Here is a 19,494-nt window from a genome sequence, read left to right on the forward strand (position 1 = left end):
ATGATCACCGACAACCCCACCCGCAAGCGCTACGAACTCTCGCAGGACGGCAAGGTGGCCGCGCACATCGTATACCGCATGCACGGTGCGGACACCATCGAGCTGGTGCACACCGAAGTCGAACCCGCATTCGAAGGCCAGGGCTTCGGCTCGCGCATCGCGAAATTCGCGCTGGACGATGCGCGAACGCGCGGCCTGAAGGTCATCCCCAGCTGCAGCTACATCGCCGGCTGGATCGGGAAGCACGCCGGGTACGAAGACCTCGTGGCCAAGCGGTAACGCCTACCTCTCGATCAGGTACCGCGTCACCACCGGTGGCGCGTCGCCGACGTGGAAGGACAGCTTGCGGTCGCGCAGCGCCACGTCGGACTGCGTCACGCGGTCGAAGCGGCGCAGGTGCTCGGTCCACGATTCGTCGACGATGTGCTCGACGATGCGCGCGGGGTCGTACAGGTCGCGCACCACCTGCCAGTCCAGCGCGCCCTGGCTCATGCGGCTGCGGCGGCTTTCCTGCATCACCTGCAGGAATTCCTCGGTGCGCGCCGGGTCGATGCGGTATTCGATCTGCACCAGGATCCGGCCCGTGCGCGGCGGCGCCTCGGCGTGCGGCGCCTTGATGGCGTCCGAGGGCGAGAGGTCCTCCTCGATGCCGCGGTCGATCACCAGGCGCTGCGCGGCGAACATCAGCACCGTGCTCGACAGGGCAGCGATGAGCACCGCGTCGTGGATGTTGGTCCACGTCGCCACCTGGCCCCACAAGGCGGCGCCGGCGGCGGTCGAGCCCATCAACGCCATCTGGTAGATGGACATGCCGCGCGCGCGCACCCAGTCGGGCAACGCCATCTGCGTAGCGACCGTCAGCGAGTTGGCCACCGCCAGCCACGCGCCCCCGGCGACGAACATGCCCGGGACGGCGACGTAGATGCTCGGCGCGAAGGCCACGACGATCGCCGCGGCGGCCTGCAGCGCCGTGCCGGCGAAGACGATGGCCTGCAATTGCATCACGCGCCGCACGCGCTGCATCGACAGCGCGCTGGTGATCGCCCCCGCGCCCATGGCGGCCAACAGGATGGTGAAGGTGCCCGCCGCGCCGCCGGGCAGGCTGCGCGCGATCAGCGGCAGCAGCGCGAGCAGCGCCGTTGAGTGCAGGAAGAACAGGGCGATGCGCAGCAGGATGGCGCGGATGCGGCCCGACTGCCACACGTACTGCACGCCGACGCGGATGGCGCTGGACAGGCGCTCGCGCCCCAGCGGGCTTTCGCGGTGCTCGCGCCGCCAGCGCATGATGACGAAGCCCGCGACGATCGACAGCAGCGCGTTGAGCAGGAAGACCCAGCCGCTGCCCGCGCCCGCGATCAGCGCACCGGCCAGCAGCGGGCCGATGATCCGCGACGAGTTCATCGCCACGCCGTTGAGCGCCAGCGCCGACGGCAGCTGCCCGCGCGGCACGAGCTCGGGCACGATGGCGGCGAACACCGGCCAGCGCATGGCCAGGCCGATGCCGTTGAGGAAGGTGAGGGCCAGCAGCAGCGGCGCGTTCATCGTGCCGGTGAGCACCAGCGCCGCGGTGACGATGGACACGCCCGCCACCCAGAACTGCGTGGCCATGAAGTAGCGGCGGCGGTCGAGGATGTCGGCGAAGGCGCCGCTGGGCAGCCCCAGCAGGAACACGGGCAGGGTGGACGCCGATTGCACCAGCGCCACCCACAGCGGCGAGGGCGCGATCGACGTCATCAGCCACGCCGACGCCACGTCGTTCATCCACATCGTGGTGTTGGCGGCAAGCCAGGTGAACCACAGCATGCGGAACACCGGCAGGCGCAGCGGCGCGAGGGCGGATTGCGATTCCTGTGCGGCCGTCGCGGCCACGACGGTTTCGGGCATCAGTAGCGCCGCTCCAGCACCATGGTGTCGGCTTCCTTGCGCATCGAGAAGCGCGACAGGAAGCTGTTGCCCAGCAGGATGTAAGGCATGTTGGCGGGGACCACGGACGCGTCGATGTCGCGCACCTCCACGTCGCCGATGCGCACGGTGGCGAGCTTGACGGTCCACATCGTCACCGGCCCGTTGGCGGTGCGGCCCTGGATCATCTGCCCTTGCTGGTAGGCGATGCCCAGGCGCTTGGCCTCGGTCTCGCTCATGCCGATGGACGTGGCGCCGGTGTCGACCATGAAGCGCACCTGCTGGCCGTTGATGAGGCCCGGCGTGACGAAGTGGCCGCCGCTGCCGACGGACAGCACGATGCGGCTGCCGGCGCCTTGCGCCACGCCGCCCGCGCCCACGCTGGCCTGCGAATCGCCCACGCGCAGCGTGAAGCGCTGGCCGTCGGCCTCGACGGTCGCCGTTTCGCGGGTGGTCGACAGCACCTTGACGCCCCGGAACGTTTCGCCGGGCGCAACCAGTGTCGGCGAGGAGCCGTCGACGATCAGCAGCGCCTTGGTGCCCATCGTGCCCTGCAGCGCCACGGCCTGCGCAAACGCGCCGGCCGCGAAAGCCGCGAGAAGGACGCAGGCGAGGCGCTTCATCGCCTCAGTCGCGGAAGTTGTTGAAGGTGAGCGGCACGTCCGTCACCTCCTTGCGGATCAGCGCGATGGCCGACTGAAGCTCGTCGCGCTTGGCGCCCTGGATGCGGACCGCGTCGCCCTGGATCTGCGCCTGCACCTTCAGCTTGCTGTCCTTCACGAGCTTCTGGATCTTCTTGGCCAGGTCGCTCTCGATGCCGGTGCGCACCTTCAGCACCTGCTTGACCTTGTCGCCGCCCATCTTCTGCACGTCGCCCTTGTCGAGGAAGCGCACGTCCACGCCGCGCTTGACCATCTTGGCCACCAGGATGTCGAAGACCTGGTTCAGCTGGAAGTCGGCGTCGCCGAAGAGGGTGACCTCCTTGTCGGCCAGTTCGATGCCCGCCGCGGTGCCCTTGAAGTCGAAGCGCGTGGCGATCTCCTTGGCGGTGTTGTCCACGGCATTGCGGACCTCGACCATGTTGGGTTCGCAGACGGTGTCGAATGACGGCATGGCGCTTTTCCCCTAATGCGACAATTCTCCCATGATCGTGGAGCCCAACGTTTCGCTGGCGGCGCACAACAGCTTCGGCATCGTCGCCAAGGCGCGGGCGCTGGTGCGCGTGCGTTCCGAGGACGACGTGCGCGCCGTGCTGCGCGAACCGAAGCTGCACGACGAGCCCAAGTTCGTGCTGGGCGGTGGCAGCAACATCGTGCTCACCGGCGACGTCAAGCCGCTGGTTCTCAAGGTCGAGGTGGCCGGCAAGCGCGTGCTGTCGGACACCGCGCGCGGCACGGTGATCGAGGCGGGCGCCGGCGAGAACTGGCACGAGTTCGTGACGTGGACGCTCGAGCAGGGCTTTCCCGGCCTGGAGAACCTGGCGCTGATCCCCGGCACCGTGGGCGCCACGCCCGTGCAGAACGTGGGCGCCTACGGCGTCGAGCTGCAGGACCGCTTCGAGTCGCTCGACGCGATCGACCTGCACACGGGCCAGGTCTTCACGCTGGATGCGGGGCAGTGCGCCTTCCGCTACCGGGACTCGGTGTTCAAGCACTACGCGGCGAAGGAGGGCGACTTCGGCCTGGCCGGCCGCGCGCTCGTCCTGCGGGTGCGCTACCTGCTGCCCAAGCCGTGGAAGCCGGTGCTCGACTACCTGGACCTGCAGCGCAAGATCAAGGAGACGGGCATCGCCGAGCCCACGCCGAAGCAGATCTACGACTGGGTGTGCCAGATCCGCTCGGGCAAGCTGCCCGACCCCAAGGTGATCGGCAACGCCGGCAGCTTCTTCAAGAACCCGACGGTCACGCCCGAGCAGTGCCAGGACATCATCGCGCGCGAGCCGAACATCGTGCACTACCCCATGCCCGACGGCACCGTGAAACTGGCGGCCGGCTGGCTGATCGACGCCTGCGGCTGGAAGGGCAAGTCGGTGGGCAACGCGGGCGTGTACGAGAAGCAGGCGCTGGTGCTGGTCAACCGCGGCGGCGCCACCGGCGGCGAGGTGGTGACGCTGGCGCGGGCCATCCAGACCAGCGTGTACGAGCGCTTCGGCATCCGGCTGGAGCCGGAGCCGGTCGTTGTCTAGATGTCACCCCGGCGCAGGCCGGGGTCCAGTGACTTCCGGCGTCCCCGAAGCCACTGGGTCCCGGCCTGCGCCGGGACGACAAGGCGCTTTCCTACGCTGCAGAGCTTGAGCCTCGGCCATAGTTGCGGGTTCGCCATGCGTCTTGCCTGCTTCCTCTTCCTTGTTGCTTTCTTCGCGGCGGCACACGCGCAGGAGGCGCAAGGCCCGTCCTTCACCATCGACGTGCGCGCGCCGCGCGAGCTCAAGCGCCTGCTGGAGCGCGACATGGAGCTGCGCCGCTACCGCGAGGTGGCCGACCTGGACGACGCCGAACTCGCGCGCCTGGTCTCATCCGCCGAACGCAACGCGCGTGAGCTGGTGGCGACCCAGGGCTACTTCGACCCGAAGATCGTCGTGCGCCGCGAAGGCGCGGGCACCGGCAAGCCCGTGATCGTGGTGGAGGTGGAGCCCGGCCGCCTGACGCACGCGGCCGACACGAAGATCGAATTCGAAGGCGCCATCGCCGAATCCGCCGACAAGGAAAACCTGGCGCAGCGCGACGAGATCGAGCGCGGCTGGCGCCTGCCGCGCGGCCACGCGTTCACGCAGGAAGACTGGGACGATGCCAAGACGCACGCGCTGCGGCAGATGATCCAGCGCCGCTACCCGGCGGGGCGCATCAGCTACAGCCTGGCCGACGTGGACGCCGCAACGGCCACCGCGAACCTCGGCCTGCGGCTGGACTCGGGCCCCTTGTTCCGCCTCGGCGCGATGCAGGTCACCGGCATGCGCCGCTACGACCCCGTGCTCGTCCCGCGCCTGGCCCGCCTGGCGCCCGGCACCGTCTACGACCAGGACGAGATCGTGCAGGCGCAACTGCGCCTGACGGGCAGCGGCTACTTCGACACGGCGTTCATCTATGTCGACCCCCAAGGCGACCCCAAGGCCGCACCGGTGGAAGTGACGGTGCGCGAGGCCGAACTGCACCGCATCGTGTTCGGCCCCGGCGTGTCCACCGACAGCGGCGCGCGGCTGTCGCTGGAATACCGCAACAACCGCGTGCCCGGCATCGGCTGGCAGGCGGTGGCCAAGGCGCAGCTGGAGCGCAAGGCGCCCTTCATCGAAGCCGAAATGAAAGCCATCCCGCGCGAGAGCGGCTGGCGCTGGGGCGTGCTGGCGCGCGCCGAGCGCACCGACGACGGCACGCTGCTGACGCACGCGCAGCGCTACCGCGTGGGCCAGACCTGGGCCGGCGGCCACATCGAGCGCAACGTGTACGTGCAGTACGAACGCGCGACGGTGCAGGCGTCGCCCGGCGTGTCGACGGCGTCCATCCCCGACAACGGCGACGGCGAAGCGGTGAGCGTCAACTACGTGTGGACCGGCCGCTACTTCGACCGCATGCCTTACCCCACGCGCGGCTACGGCCTGGCGACGGAACTGGGCGGCGGCATCACGCTGAACGGCAGCAAGAGCCCGTTCTCGCGCACGGTGGTGCGCTGGCTGGGCATCCGCCCCTTGCCGGATGGCCGCCTGCAACTGCGCGCGGAAGCGGGCGCGGTGATCGCGAAGCCCGACGCGCGCGTGCCGTCCACGCAGATGTTCCGCACCGGCGGCGACACGACGGTGCGCGGCTACGGCTACCGCGAGATCGGCGTGGACCGCAACGGCATCGTCGCGCCGGGCCGCTACGAAGCGGTGGCCAGCATCGAATGGCAAAAGCCGATCCGCCGCGCCGGCGTGGAGACGAATTTCGAAGGCGTGACGTTCGTGGACACCGGCGCGGTGGCCGACCGCGTGCACAACCTGCGGCCCGTGTACGGCGCGGGCGTGGGCGTTCGCTACAAGAGCCCGCTGGGGCCGCTGGAGGGCGCGTTGGCGTACGGCTTCAAGCCGAAGAAGTTGCGCCTGCACTTCAGCATCGGGATGACCTTCTGATGCGCGCGCTGAAGGTCATCGCCCTCGTCATCGCCACGCTGCTCGTCGTGCTGGTGCTCACCGCCATCGGCCTGTGGTGGTGGGCGGGCACGCAGTCGTCGCTGGACTGGACGCTGGCGCGCATCGCTGAATCGCAGACCATCCAGGCCGAAGGCGTGGAAGGTTCGCTGCGCACGGGGCTGAAGGCCAAGCGCATCGCGTGGGAGAAGGACGGCCTGAAGGTCGAGGCCTTCGACGCCGAGCTGGCCTGGCAGCCCCTGGCCATTGCGCGCACCACGGTGCTGCTGAATCGCCTGCACGCCGCGCGCCTGCGCATCGAGGACAAGAGCCCGCCGAAACCGAAGGTCATCCCCGTGTCGCTCGCCTTGCCCGTGCGCGTGGAAGTGGACGACGTGCGCGTGGGCAAGCTCGAATACGTGACGGGCACGCAGTCGGTCGAAGCAACCGACATCGCGGGCGCGTACAGCTACGACGCCGGCCGGCACAACGTGAAGCTCGCCGGCCTGAAGTGGATGCAGGGCGAGTTCTCCGGCGAAGGCTCGGTGGTGGCGATCGGCCGCATGCCGGTGGAGGCCAAGCTGCAAGGCAAGTTCGCGGCGGCCGTGCCGGGCTCGAAGGCAACCGCGCCGCTGGCCATCGGCGTGGCGGTGGAAGGGCCGCTGGCCGAGATGAAGGCGCGCGTGCAGCTGGAAGGCACGCCCAACACCGCGACGGCGGGCACCAGCGCAAAAGCCGCCCTGACCGTCATGCCGTGGCAGGCGCAGCCGGTGCCGCAGGTGCAGGCCGAGTTCCAGCGGCTCGACGCGGGCGCGCTGTGGGCGCAGGCGCCGATGACGCAGCTGTCGGGCAAGCTCGACGTGAAGCCCGCCGGCAAGGATGCGTGGGACGTGGTGGTCGATGCGACGAACGCCGCCGCGGGGCCGTGGGACCAGCGCAAGCTGCCCGTGGAAAAGGTGAACGCCGCGCTCCAGTGGCGCATGGCCGGCGTCGCCGACATCCGCCAGCTGCATGCGCGTGCCGGCGGCGGCACCGTGGACGCCAGCGGCCAGTGGCGCACCAGCGGCGCGTGGGCGATGGAAGGCAAGCTGGCGGGCGTGGACCCCGGCGCGCTGCACACCGCGATGGCGCACCTGCCGATCGCAGGTACCGCGCAACTGAAAGGCGAGGGCGCGGTGGTCGACTTCAGCGTCGACCTCAAGTCCTCGGGCACGCCCAGGCAGAAGGACATCGCGCAGCTGGAGATCCGTTCGGCCGTCGCCAAGGGCCGCTGGAACGGCGAGACGCTGGCCCTGCCGACGCTGGACGTGCGCATGGCGAACGCCACCGTCGTCGCATCGGGCGACTTCACGCCGAAGACGAAGTCGGGCAGCGGCAAGGCGACCATCGAGGCGCCGGGCCTGAACGCGCGCGCCGAAGGCAAGGTTGCGCAGCGCAGCGGCGGCGGCACGATCGACGTGCGCGCCAACGACCTGGCGCAGGCGCTGAAGTGGCTGGCGCGCTGGCCCGGCATCCCCGACGGCATCGGCGCGCAGGTGGCGGCGGGCCGAGGCACGGCGCGCATTGCGTGGCAAGGCGGCTGGGACGACCCCGTGGTGCAGGCGCGCATCGAAGCGCCGCAGGTCACGCTGGCCGGCCCCGACGCGTGGACCGTGCGCGACGCCACCGCGTCGGTGAACGGGCGCCTGGCCGATGCGCAGCTGCAGTTGCACGCGCGCGCGGAGCAGGCGCAGCGGCGCGTGGACGTCGACGTGGCCGGCCACGGCGGCCGCAAGGGCGAGCGCTGGCAAGGACAACTGGCGCAAATGAACGCGGTGTTCATCGACCCGAGCCTCGGGCCGAGCGCATGGGCCCTGGCGTTGCAACGTGCAGTCGACTGGCGCTGGGCTGCAGGCCGCTTCGAAGCGGGCGCGGGGCAGGCATCGCTGAAGTCGCCGCGCGCGAAAGACGCGCCGGCGCAACTGGCGTGGGAGCCGGTGCGTTTCGGCGGCGGCGAGCTGCAGACGGCGGGGCGCATCAGCGGGCTGCCGCTGGGGTGGATCGAACTCTTCGGCGGGCCGCAGCTGTCGGGCTCGGCCGTCACCGGGGACATGATGTTCGACGCGCAATGGGATGCGCGCCTGGGCGCCACGCCGCACATCCGCGCCTCGCTGGCGCGTGCCAGCGGCGATGTGACCGTGCTGGCCGAGAACGCCGAAGGCCGCAGCGTGCGCGTGCCGGCCGGCGTGCGCGAGGCGCGGATCGCCGTCGAGACCAGCGGCGACGCCGTCACCGCGACGCTGCGCTGGGACAGCGAGCACGGCGGCACGGCCGAAGGGCGCCTGGCCACACGCCTGTCGCGCGGCGGCGCCACCGGCTGGCAATGGCCCGACAACGCACCGCTGAACGGCCAGCTGCGCGCGCAGCTGCCGCGCATCGGCGTGTGGTCGCTGCTGGCGCCACCCGGCTGGCGCCTGCGCGGATCGCTGCAGGCCAACGTGAGCATCGCGGGCACCAAGGCCGACCCGCAGGCCAACGGCACGCTGGCGGCGGACGACCTGGCGCTGCGCTCGGTGGTGGACGGCATCGAGATGCAAGGCGGAAAACTGCGCGCCCACCTCGAAGGCCGGCGCGTGCTGCTCGACGAGTTCCTGCTGCACGGCAGCGGCCCGAACGGCGGCAGCTTGAATGCAAAGGGCGAGGGTGTGTGGACCGCCACCGGCCCGCAAGCCACCTTGACCGCCGAGCTGACGAAGCTGCGCGCCAGCATCCGCAGCGACCGGCAGGTGACCGTGTCGGGCAACGTCACCGCGCGCAAGGACGCCAGCGGCACGGTGGTGAACGGCAAATTGCACATCGACCAGGCGCTGATCGTGCTGCCCGACCAGGCCGCGCCCAAGCTGGGCGACGACATCGTCGTGCGCAACGCCGCGGCGCCGATCACCAAGAAGGAAGCCAAGGCCGCCGAGGAAGCGGCGAAGAAGCCCGAGGACAAATTGCAGGTGGCCATCGACGTGGACATGGGCGACGACTTCCGCGTGCAAGGCATGGGCGTGGACACGCGGCTGCGCGGCACGGTGGCGCTGGCGGCGCAGTCGCTGGCCAACCCGCGCATCACCGGCGTGATCCGCGCGCGCGGCGGCGAGTACCGCGCCTACGGGCAGCGGCTGGACATCGAGCGCGGCATCATCCGATTCACCGGCGCGCCGGACAACCCGGCGCTGGACATCCTGGCCGTGCGGCCCAACATCACGCAGCGCGTGGGCGTGCAGGTGAGCGGCAACGCGCTGGCGCCCTTCGTGCGGCTGTATTCCGAGCCCGACCTTCCCGACGCCGAGAAGCTCGCATGGCTGGTGACGGGCCGGCCCGCGCCGGCCACCGGCGCCGAATCGGCGCTGGTGCAACAGGCGGCGCTGGCGCTGCTGGCCAGCCGCTCGGGCGGCGGCAAGCAGGGCATCGCGGCGTCGCTGGGGCTGGACGAGCTGTCGTTCCGCCGCGAAGGCAGCGAAGGCCCGTCGCTCACTTTGGGCAAGCGCTTCTCGCGCAACTTCTACGCGGCGTACGAGCGCAGCCTGTCGGGCGCCATCGGCACGCTGTACATCTTCTACGACGTCACGCGCAAGCTCACGCTGCGCGGGCAGGCGGGCGAGCGCACGGCGCTGGACCTGATCTACACCTTCGAGTTCGACTAGAGTGCGCGCAGCGCGGCCAGCAGGTGCTGGCGGTACTCGGGGAAGGCGTGGATGTCGTTGTGCGCGGCGCCGGGCACCTTCACCAGCTGCGCATTCGGCAACACGGAAGCCAGCCGCTCGCTGTGGCGCAGCGGGATCAGCTCGTCGCGGTCGCCGTGGTACAGCACGATGGGCCCGTGGATGCCGGACGCGCGCCGCGCCGTCTCCAGCGGGTAGCGCAGCATCGCCGCGGGCACGAAGGGATAGATCTCCGACGCCAGCTCGCGGATGCTGCTGTACGGCGTGACGAGCACCGTGAGGTCCGCAGGCCGGCCCTGCGCGGTGAGATCGGACGACAACTGCGCCGCCAGCGCGGTGCCGAGCGAGCGGCCGTAGATGACGACCTTCTTGCCGGCGAAGCGCGGGCCCAGCTGCTTCCACACCGCGGCCACGTCGGCGAGCAGCTGCTCCTCGCTTTCGATGCGGCCGGTGCTCTTGCCGTAGCCGCGGTAGTCGGGCATGACCAGGTCGAAGTTGGCCTCGCGGTAGAACGCCGTGTTGGTGAACCAGCCCGCCAGGTTGCCCGCGTTGCCGTGCAGGAAGAACACCACGCCCTTCGGGTTGGGCAGCTGCAGGTGCAGCACCGACAGCCGCGCGCCGGGCACTTCCACGGTGAGCTCGTGCACGTCGGGCTCGGCGGCCAGCTTGTAGTCGGCCGCCAGCGGCGACGGGTAGAACAGCAGCTTTTCCTGCTGCGACCAGAGCAGCGCGAAGAAGCCCGCGGCGGCGACGGTGGCGAGGGCGAGGAACACGAGGAGCAAGCGAAGGGTGCGGTTCATGCGCGGCTGCCGCCCGAGCGCGGGTTGACCGAGCCGCCCAGCACCGTGCGATCCAGCCAGGTGCGGAACTTGAGCGAAGGCGTGTCGGTGGATTTCTGCAGGAACTCGGCCAGCGCGTCGGCGCGGATGCGAAAGCCGTCGAAGCCCTCGACCGCGCCCGAGCGCTCGCCGAATTGCTTGAGCAGCACTTCGTCGCGCGGCAGGCCCGGCACGACCTTGCGCACGTGCGACGTGAGCAGCCAGCGCGCGTCGTCGTCGTCCTCGGCGATGTCGATGCGCGTGCCGCGGTGCGACCAGTAGCGGCCCTGCACGTCGGCCAGCGCCGCGGCCTTGCCCTGGTAGTTCATCTCGGCGATGAAGTCGATGATGGGCCGCGCCGCGAGCGCCGCGAACACGGGCGCGGCGAACACGATCGCGACGCCGATGTGCATGGCGCGCGTCAGGCCCCAGGCGACCAGCACCGCCGCCACCAGGGCGCCGGCGATCTGCAGGAGGATCTTGGCCACGGGCGCATTCTGGCAGCGCGGGGGTGACGGCTCAACGCCGTTGGTCCACACTGGCGGCGTTGCGAGCGAGGAGGTGCCGATGGAGTACTTCGAAGACCTCGAGGTGGGCGTGGCCCACACGGTGGGCGAGTTCGAGCTGCGCGAGGAGGACATCATCCGCTTCGCCAGCGAATGGGACCCGCAGCCTTTCCACGTGGACCCGGAAGCCGCGCGCCGCACGCCGATGGGCGGCATCACTGCGTCGGCGTGCCACATCATGGCCGTGGCGGCCTGGCTGATGCGCTACCAGAAGCCCCTGGCCGTGATCGCCGCCGCGCGCCACGAGTTCGACCTGCTGAACCCCGCGCGGCCCGGGGACCGCATCTCCAAGACCTCCACGTGCCTGGAGAAGCGGCCGTCGAAATCGAAACCCGACCGCGGCATCGCGATCTTCGATTCGCTGCTGAAGACGCAGGCGGGGACGGAGATTGCGCGGTTGCGGTCGACGATCGTGGTGGCGCGCCGGGGGCAGGGGTAGGCTTGGCATACCGCGATCGGCGAGGAAGGTCGCCCGAGGGGCATGCACTGATATAAAAGAGGTACGGAAGCGCAAAGGGGGACGTGATGGACCGCAGGGCGAGCTGTTGTTCCGCAGGTTTGCGGGCTATATCCCGTTAGGCAGCATCGATGCACTACCTCCAGGCGACGCTGGCTTTTGTGGCGAGTTATTTCGTCACCGTCAAGGCGGTCACGTGGATTCTCCAGTGGCTGGTTGCAATTTGGGCCCAAGCGAAACCTGGCAAAGACGGCACTCGTAGCATCGCTGCAGTCGTCGCGGTCATGTTCGTGTCACCGGGACCTTGGGTGGTCGCGGTCTTGGTGGGATTGGCAGCCCATTTCCGAGACGCCTGGTGGGCGGTATGGGCCGCATGCGGATCCGTCGCGGGGCTGGTCTTCTTGGCAGGCGTTACCGCGTATGTGATGCAACGCCAGAAGCGGAGGCAAGGTGAACATGCTGCCTGACCAGGCATTCGACACGGACGCCCAAGGACGCGCACGCCTGCGGCGCTCGGGATTCCTTGGCCGCCGGTCACTTCTACGTTAGACCGCATACTCCGACACTGAGGGCTACGTCGATGGACACCGCCAAATTGCTCGGAGTACTGGAGGTCTACTTTGAGGCCTTCGCTGAGCACGATCCAATCCGCCGCGGTGAACTGCTCGCTCAGTGCCTTACGCCGGATTGCGCAATCTGGGGTCACAGCGAGGTTTACGCCGGGTATGTGGCGATCTCAGGGAAGATCGCGGGCTTCCACAGAAACTACCCAGATTGTCGGTTCGTGTTGGCGAGTGGGCTCATGACGTTCGAGAACATCGTGCGCTCCGCAAACGCAATCGTCCGGCGAGATGGTTCAGTGGTAGTGCGCGGCGAGACGGTGTCGGAGATCGCACCGGACGGCCGCCTATGTCGCATCGTGCCCCTCTGGGAGACGAGCCTGCCACCGCTTCCGGAATCCTGGCCGGCGCACCTGGCCGCGCAGCCCATGCCCAAAGGTTCCGATGCGCCCTAACCTCTACATCGAGCGGACGGTCTCCGGCAGGCTTCGCCCGCCTCCAACCGCCGCTCATGTCGAACGTTAGACGTCATCATTACCACGGATGCGGCAGCCCAGTGAGTCCGTCTGCAGAGAGGTTTCTCCCATGACTGAGCTCGAACGATTGGAAGCAATGCTTCGTGCGCGGCCCACTTCCCTCTCCAATGAGCAACGTCGGGAAGCTTACGAAGCCCAGGGGGACCGCTTCCCGCTGGCGGGGGACGTTGCTGTCGAACAGGTGGACGCATACGGTGTAAGCGCTGAGTGGACGTCAACGCCGGATGCGAGTTCCGACAAAGTCATCCTGTATCTACACGGCGGAGGGTACGTCTGGGGCTCGCTCAAGAGCCACCGGCACCTCGTGAGCGAGGTGGGCCGCGCAGCGGCGATGCGAACGCTCGCGCTCGACTACAGGCTCGCTCCCGAGTTTCCGTTCCCGCATGCACTTGACGACGCGGTTTGCGGGTACAGATTCGTGGCGGATTCCGGCTTCCGGGCCGATCAGGTCGCTGTCGTCGGCGATAGCGCGGGGGCTGGCCTGGCTGCGGCCTTACTCGTGCGTCTGAAGGAACTGGGCATGCAACAGCCAGCTTGCGCGCTTCTGTTCTCACCTTGGGTGGATATGCGAGCGACGTCGGAAAGTTACAACGTCAACGCCAAGCGAGATCCGGTCCTTAGCCGCGACATCATGCAGTTCCTGGCCGAGCAGTACCTTGGAGAGCGGCCGAGAGAGACCCCCCTCGCGTCACCCGTCTTCGCCGATCTCAGCGGCATCGCGCCGCTCATCATCTTCGTGGGCGCGACGGAATGCTTGCTGGATGATGCGATCGCGCTTACTCGCGCCGCGGGCTTGGCTGACGTGAGCGTGCATCTCGAGGTCTGGCCTACGATGTTTCACATTTGGCCGACCTACCACCAGCTGCTCGCGGAGGGCAGGCGAGCTGTTGCCAGGGCCGGGTGGCTCCTGCGCGAGGCGATGGAGCGCGAGCGAGATGCCGTCTAACCCCCATCGAGCGGACAGCCACAAGCGGGCCTCGCCTGCTTGTGGGTGCTGCTCATTTCGAACGTTAGGTGGCAAAATTTGCGCAGCGCCCTCTCCGAGGAGTCGACATGCATAGCGATCGCTTTGTGAATCTGAAAGAGGCATTGAAGTCCCTGTCAACGGACCCTGCGACAGCGAACGATCCGATTAAGCGCTCCTTCATTTTTGACGGAGAGAAGGTCACTGCGAACGTTTCGATCCTCTCGGATACTGGAGATGCCATTCACATCCGGGTTGGGGACGAGGTGCGGCGCGTAGGTGCGGGGGACCTTATCTTTATCCCGCAGGCCACCGTGCACGGGCCAATCATTGACAGCGGGCCGATCGCCCTGCTCTCAATCTTTGCACCATTCTTTGATCGGAACCTCAAGAACATCGTGTGGTCGCGAGATGGCTTCGTCTGATTGTTCGGGCCAGTTTGCATGCTCGCCGGTGCCACCTAACAAGTTGTTCGACGCGGACGCCCAAGGGCGTTCGCGCGGCAAGGCGCGCTTCTATTCCTCGCGCGCCGGTCAACTCCGACGTTAGGCAGCACATCACCAGCCATGTCCCTACGTACCCTCAAATCCCTCACCGCTGTTCTTGGAGCGGTGCCGGTACTCACCGGCTTGGCGACCATGCTTGGCGTCCACGACCCCATCTATTCGAGCTTGCGCCTTCCTGAGAACGCGCTGCTGGACAGCAACCTTCGGTTCTTTGGTGGCGTATGGCTCGGCCTGGGCGTTGCGGTCTACTGGCTCATACCGCGTCTCGAAACTCAAGTGGCGCTGTTCAGGGCGGTGTGGGTCATGATCTTCCTCGGAGGCATTGGCCGCCTACTGTCCATGCTGCTTGTCGGAGCACCCCCACTTCCGTTCGTGCTCTTCACCGTCTTGGAAGTGCTTGGCGCACCGGCCTTCATCGCGTGGCACGCAAGGCTTGTGCGCCCCTCTGCTGAAGTGTCGGTGTGAGGTCCGAGCTGCCCTCATCCTTGCTGGCCGAGGCGGCGCTGCCTAACTGTTCCATCGAGGGGGGATGCAACATCAGGCTTCGCCTGCTGTTGCATGGCCCTCATGTCAAACGTTAGGCGATAAAGAGGCGCATGCAACTCGTGTCACCGTCACTCGAGTATCTGGGGAGCTACGTCGCTGCCTTGGAACGCGGCTGGTCGGCTGACAATCTTCGGGGTGAAGTCGCCGCCCGCGAGGAGCTGGCGAAGATCAATGCCGACGCCTCGGCATTCCTCAGTTCCCTGGTCGACCCGGAGGCGAAGGGGCCACCGGTCACGCTTCCGGACGGATCGAAGGTGGAGCGCCTTCCTTCCTTTCGGCGATGGATCTGGGATGGGGAGTTCTGCGGGAGCATCGGGCTTCGCTGGAAAGCAGGCTCGACATCCCTGCCGCCGTACTCCCTGGGCCACATTGGCTACGCTGTCGTGCCATGGAAGCGGGGATTGGGGTATGCCACTCGCGCGTTGCAGGTGATGTTGCCCGAAGCGAAGGCAATCGGCCTGCCTTTTGTGGAGATCACCACCGACCCGGACAACCTGCCGTCGCAGAAAGTGATCCAAGCCAACGGCGGGTTTCTCGTCGAGCGCTTCACGAAGCCGCCGCAGTACGGCGGTGTCCCCGGCTTGCGCTTTCGGATTGCGCTCGAATGACCCGCGTGCAGCGCTCCGCATTCCCCGGCTGCCGGTCCACTCTACGGTAGCCAGATCGCAGGACAGTCGATGACCAAGTACCTGATCTCCTTCCCCGCACCGGCGATGAACGTCCCCCCTGAGGACTTTGCCGCCGTTGGCGAAGCCGCGCGCGCGGTCGTCCTCGAGGCAAAGGCCGCGGGTGTCTACGTGTTCGGCGGCGGGATCAACGACGGGGCCGCGCCGGTGATGGTCGCCGGCGACGGTACGGTCACGAAAGGAACCTACCCGCAGACCCGCGAGTTCGATGGCGGCCTTTGCATCCTGGAGCTCCCGTCGCGCGAAGCTGCCGTCCATTGGGCGGCGAAGCTCGCCCAGGCCTGCCGCTGCTCGCAGGAACTGCGGGAGTTCCACTACGACCCCGACAGCTGACCAGCGCGAGGCTGTTGTTCGGCCTGTTTCATGAGAGCGCCACGCCTTCGGGCGAAGTGACGAGAATGGACCCTCCCAGGCCCCACAATTCCTCGACCCTCCTGAAAGGAAAGCCATGAGAACGATCATCGCAGGCATCGCACTGCTTCTTGCCCTTGTGCCCGCCGCGCGTGCCGCAGAAGAGTCCGTTGGCGACAAGGCACGTGAAGCGAAAGCAGAGGCCGTGCAAACCAAGCGCGAGGCAGGAAAGGAAGTGCGCCAAGCCGGTCGCGACGTCAAGAAAACCGGTCGCAAGGTCCGGCAGGCGGTCATCACTCGTTGTGCGGACGGTCGCCATACGGCCAAGGGTGCATCGGGTTGCGCGGGTCATGGCGGAGTGGCTGACCCCAAGTGAGTCATGCAGTCGCAGCGCCCATGACCACAACACTTGCCTGGCTCCTCTTCGCACTCGGGGTGGGGCACATCGTGTATGCCTTCGCCAAGTTTCGCGTCCCCCTGCTCGAAGGCCTATCCGCGGGCGTGGTGGGCCAGTTCGGCTCCCCGGAGGTCCGGCGGACAGCTTTCTGGTTCACGATGTTCGGGCCGTTGCTGATGCTCTCCGGACAAGTTGCCCTGCACGCGGCCCATGCCGGCGACCTCGGGCTCTTTCGCCTCGTCGGCGCGTACCTGCTCGCCATTTCGGTCGTGGGCGTGGTCGCGCTTCCCAAATCTCCCTTCGTGGTGGGCCTGCTGATCTCGTCGTCGATCGTCGCGGCCAGCTATGGCTTCATCTGAGCATCTGAGCGCACGCGCATGACGGTCAAGCGCATGGACAACATCGGCATCGTGGTCGAGAACCTCGACGCCGCCATCGCGTTCTTCACCGAACTGGGCCTGTCGCTCGAAGGGCGCGCCCCGATCGAAGGCGCCTGGGCGGACGGCGTCACCGGGCTGAAGAACATGCGTGTCGAGATCGCCATGATGCGCACGCCGGACGGTCACTCGCGGCTGGAGCTGTCGCGCTTCCTCGCGCCGCCGGTGGCCGCCGACCACCGCAACGCGCCGGTGAACGCGCTCGGCTACCTTCGCGTCATGTTCACGGTCAGCGACATCGACGACACGCTCGTGCGGCTGCGCAAGCGCGGCGCAACGCTGGTTGGCGAAGTGGTCGATTACCAGGACGTCTACCGTCTCTGCTACATCCGCGGCCCGGAAGGCATCCTCATCGGGCTTGCGCAGGAACTGGCGCAGCGAAGCGCCCCTTGAATCCTATGAGCGACCTCCCGCCCCTGCCCGAAACCCCGCCCGGCCGCTACCGCCACTACAAGGGCGGCGAATACGAGGTGATCGGCGCGGCGCGCCACAGCGAGACGCTGGAGCCGCTGGTCGTCTATCGCCCGCTGTACAACGCCTCGGGCCTGTGGGTGCGGCCGCACGGCATGTTTTTCGGGAAGGTCGAAGTGGCGGGACAATGGCTGCCCCGCTTCACCCGCATCGACTGAAACCGCCGCATGTTCGACCACGTCAAGTTCGGTGTCACCGACTTCGCCGCCAGCAAGGCGTTCTACATCCGCGCGCTCGCGCCGCTCGGCGCCGCCGTCGTCGCGGAGGGCGAGCCCACCTACGGCATCGAGCTGTGCCAGCCGGGCGGCACGGTGTCGTTGTGCCTGTTCCAGACCGAAGAGAAGCCGGCGCACCTGCACATTGCCTTCCAGGCCCCCACGCGCGCGCAGGTCGATGCCTTCTATCGCGCGGCGCTGGAAGCAGGCGCCCGGGACAATGGGGCGCCGGGCCTGCGCCCGAAGTACCACGCCAACTACTATGCGGCTTTCGTCATCGGCCCTGACGGGCACAACCTCGAAGCGGTTTGCCACGCACCGGGCGCCTGACATGCAAAAGCTCTTCGCATTCCTTGCTGCTCTCGCCTGCACGGCGGTGCTCGCCGCTGCACCCGTGCCGACGATCGTCGTCGATGCCGGCCACAACCAGGTCGTCCAGCGCGAAGGCGCGCAGGCGCAGGGCTACGTCGTCGCGCCCGCGGCATCGCTGCGGCTCGATGCGCGCAAATTCGACTTCACCCACGCGGGCTACCCCAACCTCAAGCCCGACGCCGTGCACGTCGTGATCAAGGAGCGCCAGTACTTCGCGCCATGGCCGAAGTCCGGGCTGCTGGAGTTGTCCAGGGACACTCTCGCCGCCGTGAACGACGGGCCGGCGTTCGACGGCTTCCGCGCGGGCGACTCGGTCGAGATCGGCATCGGCAAGAAGGACGTCGACCACGCCAAGCGCTCGATCTCCTTCAAGGTTCAGTGGGCTGCGGGCGTCACGGTCAAGTAAACAGCGATGGCTTCGCAAACCCCCATCGTCCTCGTCCCCGGCCTGTTGTGCGCCGCCGAGCTGTTTGCGCCGCAGGTCCCCGCGCTCTGGCCTCACGGCCCGGTGCACATCGCATCGACGCTGCAGGGCGACACGATCGCCGAAATTGCTTCCGCCATCCTGGCTTCGGCGCCACCGCGCTTCGCGCTCGCGGGGCTGTCGATGGGCGGCTACATCAGCATGGAAATCATGCGGCAGGCGCCGGCGCGCGTGACGAAGCTCGCGCTGCTCGATACCTCGGCCCGGCCCGACACGCCGGAGCAATCTGAATTCCGCCGTACGCTCATCGCGCGCACGAAGGCAGGCGAGTTCGAAGCGGTGTTCGAACAGACCCTGGGCGCCTTCCTGCGCCCCGCGGTCTGGAACGACCCGCAGCTTCAGCAGGTGTGGCGCCGCATGGCGCTGACGACGGGCGCCGATGCCTACTGCAGGCACCTCGAGGCGATCATCGCCCGCATCGATTCGCGTCCCAGCCTCGCCCGCGTCGCCGTGCCGACGCTCGTCGTGGTCGGCGAGCTGGATCCGTTGACGCCGCCCGAGCGCGCACGCGAAATCGCGGGGCTGATTGCCGGTGCACGGCTCGTCGAGGTTCCGCAGTGCGGCCATGGGTCGACACTGGACCAGCCCGGGGTCGTCACGCGGGAATTGGTGCAATGGCTGGAGCAATAATCGCGGCTGCCCCGGAGACTCACTCGTGCGAAAACTCGTTACAGCCCTGTTTTTCTTCCTGGCCGCCCTGCAGGCCCAAGCCGCGCCGGCCACCGCCGAATCCATCGAACGCCTGCTCGTCGCCTCCAACGTCGAAGCCACGATGGATTCCTTCTACGTGGCGATGGAACAGATCATGCGGCAGTCCATGCAGCAGGCCGTCGGCCAGCAAAGGCTGACGCCCGAGCAGCAGCGGGTGATGGACTCGCTGCCGCCGAAGTTCATGAAGCTGATGAAGGACGAGTACGGCTGGGCGTCGATGAAGCCGGATTTCGTGCGCATCTACCAGGAGACCTTCGAGCAGGAAGAGGTCGAGGCGATGATCGCCTTCTACCAGTCGCCAGCGGGCCGCTCGCTGCTGGCCAAGATGCCGCTCATCATCCAGCGCTCCGCGGCGCTCAGCCAGCAGCGGATGGTCACGCTGATGCCGCGCATGACGAGGATGCTGGAAGACGCCATCCGCGAGGCGGCGCAAGCCCGCTAGCCGGCCGCCTGCCATGAAGCGCGCCGCCACCACCGTCGTCGTCCTCGCCGCGCTCTTGGCGCTGGCCTTCGTGCTGAACCCGTCGCCCGAGCGCCACCGCCAGAAGATCAAGGACACGATCGCGCAGCGCAGCCCGATCGCCGGCGCGCTGGGCCTCGGTTCGCTGGCGGCTTTCGCGTCCAGCTACCACTCGCTGGGCGTCGCCTCGTACACCACCGCGGGCGAGCGCACGCTGTCCTGGGGCGCGTTCGGCATGGTGTTCGTCGCCGACCAGGGGAAGTGATC

General features: G+C 68.1%; 26 protein-coding genes. 21 read left to right on the forward strand and 5 right to left on the reverse strand.

All coding sequences use genetic code 11. The features are described from left to right. On the forward strand, positions 1-279 hold the full coding sequence (locus WG903_RS08070; protein ID WP_340074085.1) for a GNAT family N-acetyltransferase: 279 nt from the start codon (positions 1-3) through the stop codon (positions 277-279). Positions 280-282: 3 nt separating this feature from the next. Here WG903_RS08070 and WG903_RS08075 read toward each other — a convergent pair whose 3' ends face one another. From WG903_RS08075 to WG903_RS08085, 3 genes are read right to left on the reverse strand one after another with little or no spacing between them, the layout of a single operon-like run. Continuing rightward, positions 283-1,884: an MFS transporter gene (locus WG903_RS08075; protein ID WP_340074087.1), complete on the reverse strand. Its 1,602-nt coding sequence runs from the start codon at positions 1,882-1,884 to the stop codon at positions 283-285. Further along, positions 1,884-2,525 carry a retropepsin-like aspartic protease family protein gene (locus WG903_RS08080; protein ID WP_340074089.1) on the reverse strand — a complete coding sequence of 214 codons (642 nt, stop codon included), beginning with the start codon at positions 2,523-2,525 and terminating at the stop codon, positions 1,884-1,886. Before WG903_RS08080 ends, WG903_RS08075 begins: the two co-directional genes overlap by 1 nt. 4 nt (positions 2,526-2,529) lie before the next feature. Then, positions 2,530-3,015: a YajQ family cyclic di-GMP-binding protein gene (locus tag WG903_RS08085; RefSeq protein WP_340074091.1), complete on the reverse strand. Its 486-nt coding sequence runs from the start codon at positions 3,013-3,015 to the stop codon at positions 2,530-2,532. 31 nt (positions 3,016-3,046) lie between these two features. On the opposite strand from WG903_RS08085, the gene murB reads away from it, so the two are divergent. From murB to WG903_RS08100, 3 genes are all read left to right on the forward strand, one after another. After that, positions 3,047-4,087, forward strand: coding sequence for a UDP-N-acetylmuramate dehydrogenase (murB, locus tag WG903_RS08090; protein WP_340074093.1), 1,041 nt, complete (start codon positions 3,047-3,049; stop codon positions 4,085-4,087). A 135-nt stretch (positions 4,088-4,222) separates the two neighbouring features. Further along, positions 4,223-6,004: an autotransporter assembly complex protein TamA gene (locus WG903_RS08095; protein WP_340074095.1), complete on the forward strand. Its 1,782-nt coding sequence runs from the start codon at positions 4,223-4,225 to the stop codon at positions 6,002-6,004. Then, positions 6,004-9,672: a translocation/assembly module TamB domain-containing protein gene (locus WG903_RS08100; protein WP_340074097.1), complete on the forward strand. Its 3,669-nt coding sequence runs from the start codon at positions 6,004-6,006 to the stop codon at positions 9,670-9,672. Before WG903_RS08095 ends, WG903_RS08100 begins: the two co-directional genes overlap by 1 nt. Here the strand turns inward: WG903_RS08100 and WG903_RS08105 are convergent. Together WG903_RS08105 and WG903_RS08110 are read right to left on the reverse strand one after the other, a co-directional pair. Beyond that, entirely contained in the window at positions 9,669-10,490 is an 822-nt protein-coding gene (locus WG903_RS08105; protein WP_340074099.1) for an alpha/beta hydrolase, read from the reverse strand. The two genes, WG903_RS08100 and WG903_RS08105, sit on opposite strands and share 4 nt — an antisense overlap. Beyond that, on the reverse strand, positions 10,487-10,996 hold the full coding sequence (locus WG903_RS08110) for a hypothetical protein (RefSeq protein WP_340074101.1): 510 nt from the start codon (positions 10,994-10,996) through the stop codon (positions 10,487-10,489). Before WG903_RS08110 ends, WG903_RS08105 begins: the two co-directional genes overlap by 4 nt. Before the next feature lie 79 nt (positions 10,997-11,075). Here WG903_RS08110 and WG903_RS08115 point away from each other — a divergent pair, with 79 nt between their 5' ends. The 17 genes from WG903_RS08115 (at position 11,076) to WG903_RS08195 (ending at position 19,492) form a co-directional block, all read left to right on the forward strand. Then, the gene (locus WG903_RS08115) at positions 11,076-11,513 is read left to right on the forward strand and encodes a MaoC/PaaZ C-terminal domain-containing protein (RefSeq protein WP_340074103.1); all 438 of its coding nucleotides are present in this window, start codon (positions 11,076-11,078) and stop codon (positions 11,511-11,513) included. A 149-nt stretch (positions 11,514-11,662) separates the two neighbouring features. After that, positions 11,663-11,998, forward strand: coding sequence for a hypothetical protein (locus tag WG903_RS08120; protein WP_340074105.1), 336 nt, complete (start codon positions 11,663-11,665; stop codon positions 11,996-11,998). 113 nt (positions 11,999-12,111) lie between these two features. Continuing rightward, a complete protein-coding gene (locus tag WG903_RS08125; protein WP_340074107.1) occupies positions 12,112-12,546 on the forward strand; it encodes a nuclear transport factor 2 family protein in 435 nt (144 codons plus the stop codon). A 130-nt stretch (positions 12,547-12,676) separates the two neighbouring features. Next, positions 12,677-13,573, forward strand: coding sequence for an alpha/beta hydrolase (locus WG903_RS08130; RefSeq protein WP_340074109.1), 897 nt, complete (start codon positions 12,677-12,679; stop codon positions 13,571-13,573). A 107-nt stretch (positions 13,574-13,680) separates the two neighbouring features. Continuing rightward, positions 13,681-14,016, forward strand: coding sequence for a hypothetical protein (locus tag WG903_RS08135; RefSeq protein WP_340074111.1), 336 nt, complete (start codon positions 13,681-13,683; stop codon positions 14,014-14,016). A 141-nt stretch (positions 14,017-14,157) separates the two neighbouring features. Further along, complete coding sequence (locus WG903_RS08140) at positions 14,158-14,562, forward strand: DUF4345 domain-containing protein (protein WP_340074113.1); 405 nt, start codon at positions 14,158-14,160, stop codon at positions 14,560-14,562. Positions 14,563-14,693: 131 nt separating this feature from the next. Next, on the forward strand, positions 14,694-15,251 hold the full coding sequence (locus WG903_RS08145; RefSeq protein ID WP_340074116.1) for a GNAT family N-acetyltransferase: 558 nt from the start codon (positions 14,694-14,696) through the stop codon (positions 15,249-15,251). Between the two features lie 69 nt (positions 15,252-15,320). Continuing rightward, the gene (locus WG903_RS08150; RefSeq protein ID WP_340074118.1) at positions 15,321-15,662 is read left to right on the forward strand and encodes a YciI family protein; all 342 of its coding nucleotides are present in this window, start codon (positions 15,321-15,323) and stop codon (positions 15,660-15,662) included. A 115-nt stretch (positions 15,663-15,777) separates the two neighbouring features. Next, on the forward strand, positions 15,778-16,056 hold the full coding sequence (locus tag WG903_RS08155; RefSeq protein WP_340074120.1) for a hypothetical protein: 279 nt from the start codon (positions 15,778-15,780) through the stop codon (positions 16,054-16,056). A 20-nt stretch (positions 16,057-16,076) separates the two neighbouring features. Beyond that, positions 16,077-16,436 carry a DUF6463 family protein gene (locus WG903_RS08160; RefSeq protein ID WP_340074122.1) on the forward strand — a complete coding sequence of 120 codons (360 nt, stop codon included), beginning with the start codon at positions 16,077-16,079 and terminating at the stop codon, positions 16,434-16,436. A gap of 18 nt (positions 16,437-16,454) precedes the next feature. Then, positions 16,455-16,907 (forward strand): VOC family protein, encoded by a 453-nt coding sequence (locus WG903_RS08165; RefSeq protein ID WP_340074124.1) that lies wholly within the window; start codon positions 16,455-16,457, stop codon positions 16,905-16,907. Between the two features lie 5 nt (positions 16,908-16,912). Further along, entirely contained in the window at positions 16,913-17,143 is a 231-nt protein-coding gene (locus WG903_RS08170) for a DUF1653 domain-containing protein (protein ID WP_340074126.1), read from the forward strand. A 9-nt stretch (positions 17,144-17,152) separates the two neighbouring features. Continuing rightward, complete coding sequence (locus WG903_RS08175) at positions 17,153-17,530, forward strand: VOC family protein (RefSeq protein ID WP_340074128.1); 378 nt, start codon at positions 17,153-17,155, stop codon at positions 17,528-17,530. 1 nt (position 17,531) lies between these two features. Then, the gene (locus WG903_RS08180) at positions 17,532-17,978 is read left to right on the forward strand and encodes a hypothetical protein (RefSeq protein ID WP_340074131.1); all 447 of its coding nucleotides are present in this window, start codon (positions 17,532-17,534) and stop codon (positions 17,976-17,978) included. Positions 17,979-17,984: 6 nt separating this feature from the next. Further along, positions 17,985-18,686 (forward strand): alpha/beta fold hydrolase, encoded by a 702-nt coding sequence (locus WG903_RS08185; protein ID WP_340074133.1) that lies wholly within the window; start codon positions 17,985-17,987, stop codon positions 18,684-18,686. Between the two features lie 25 nt (positions 18,687-18,711). Beyond that, on the forward strand, positions 18,712-19,209 hold the full coding sequence (locus tag WG903_RS08190) for a DUF2059 domain-containing protein (protein WP_340074135.1): 498 nt from the start codon (positions 18,712-18,714) through the stop codon (positions 19,207-19,209). 13 nt (positions 19,210-19,222) lie between these two features. Further along, positions 19,223-19,492, forward strand: a complete 270-nt coding sequence (locus WG903_RS08195) for a hypothetical protein (protein ID WP_340074137.1) — start codon at positions 19,223-19,225, stop codon at positions 19,490-19,492. Positions 19,493-19,494: the final 2 nt, after the last annotated feature.

This window comes from Ramlibacter sp. PS4R-6 (genome assembly GCF_037572775.1).
In the GTDB taxonomy this organism is placed as follows: domain Bacteria; phylum Pseudomonadota; class Gammaproteobacteria; order Burkholderiales; family Burkholderiaceae_C; genus Ramlibacter.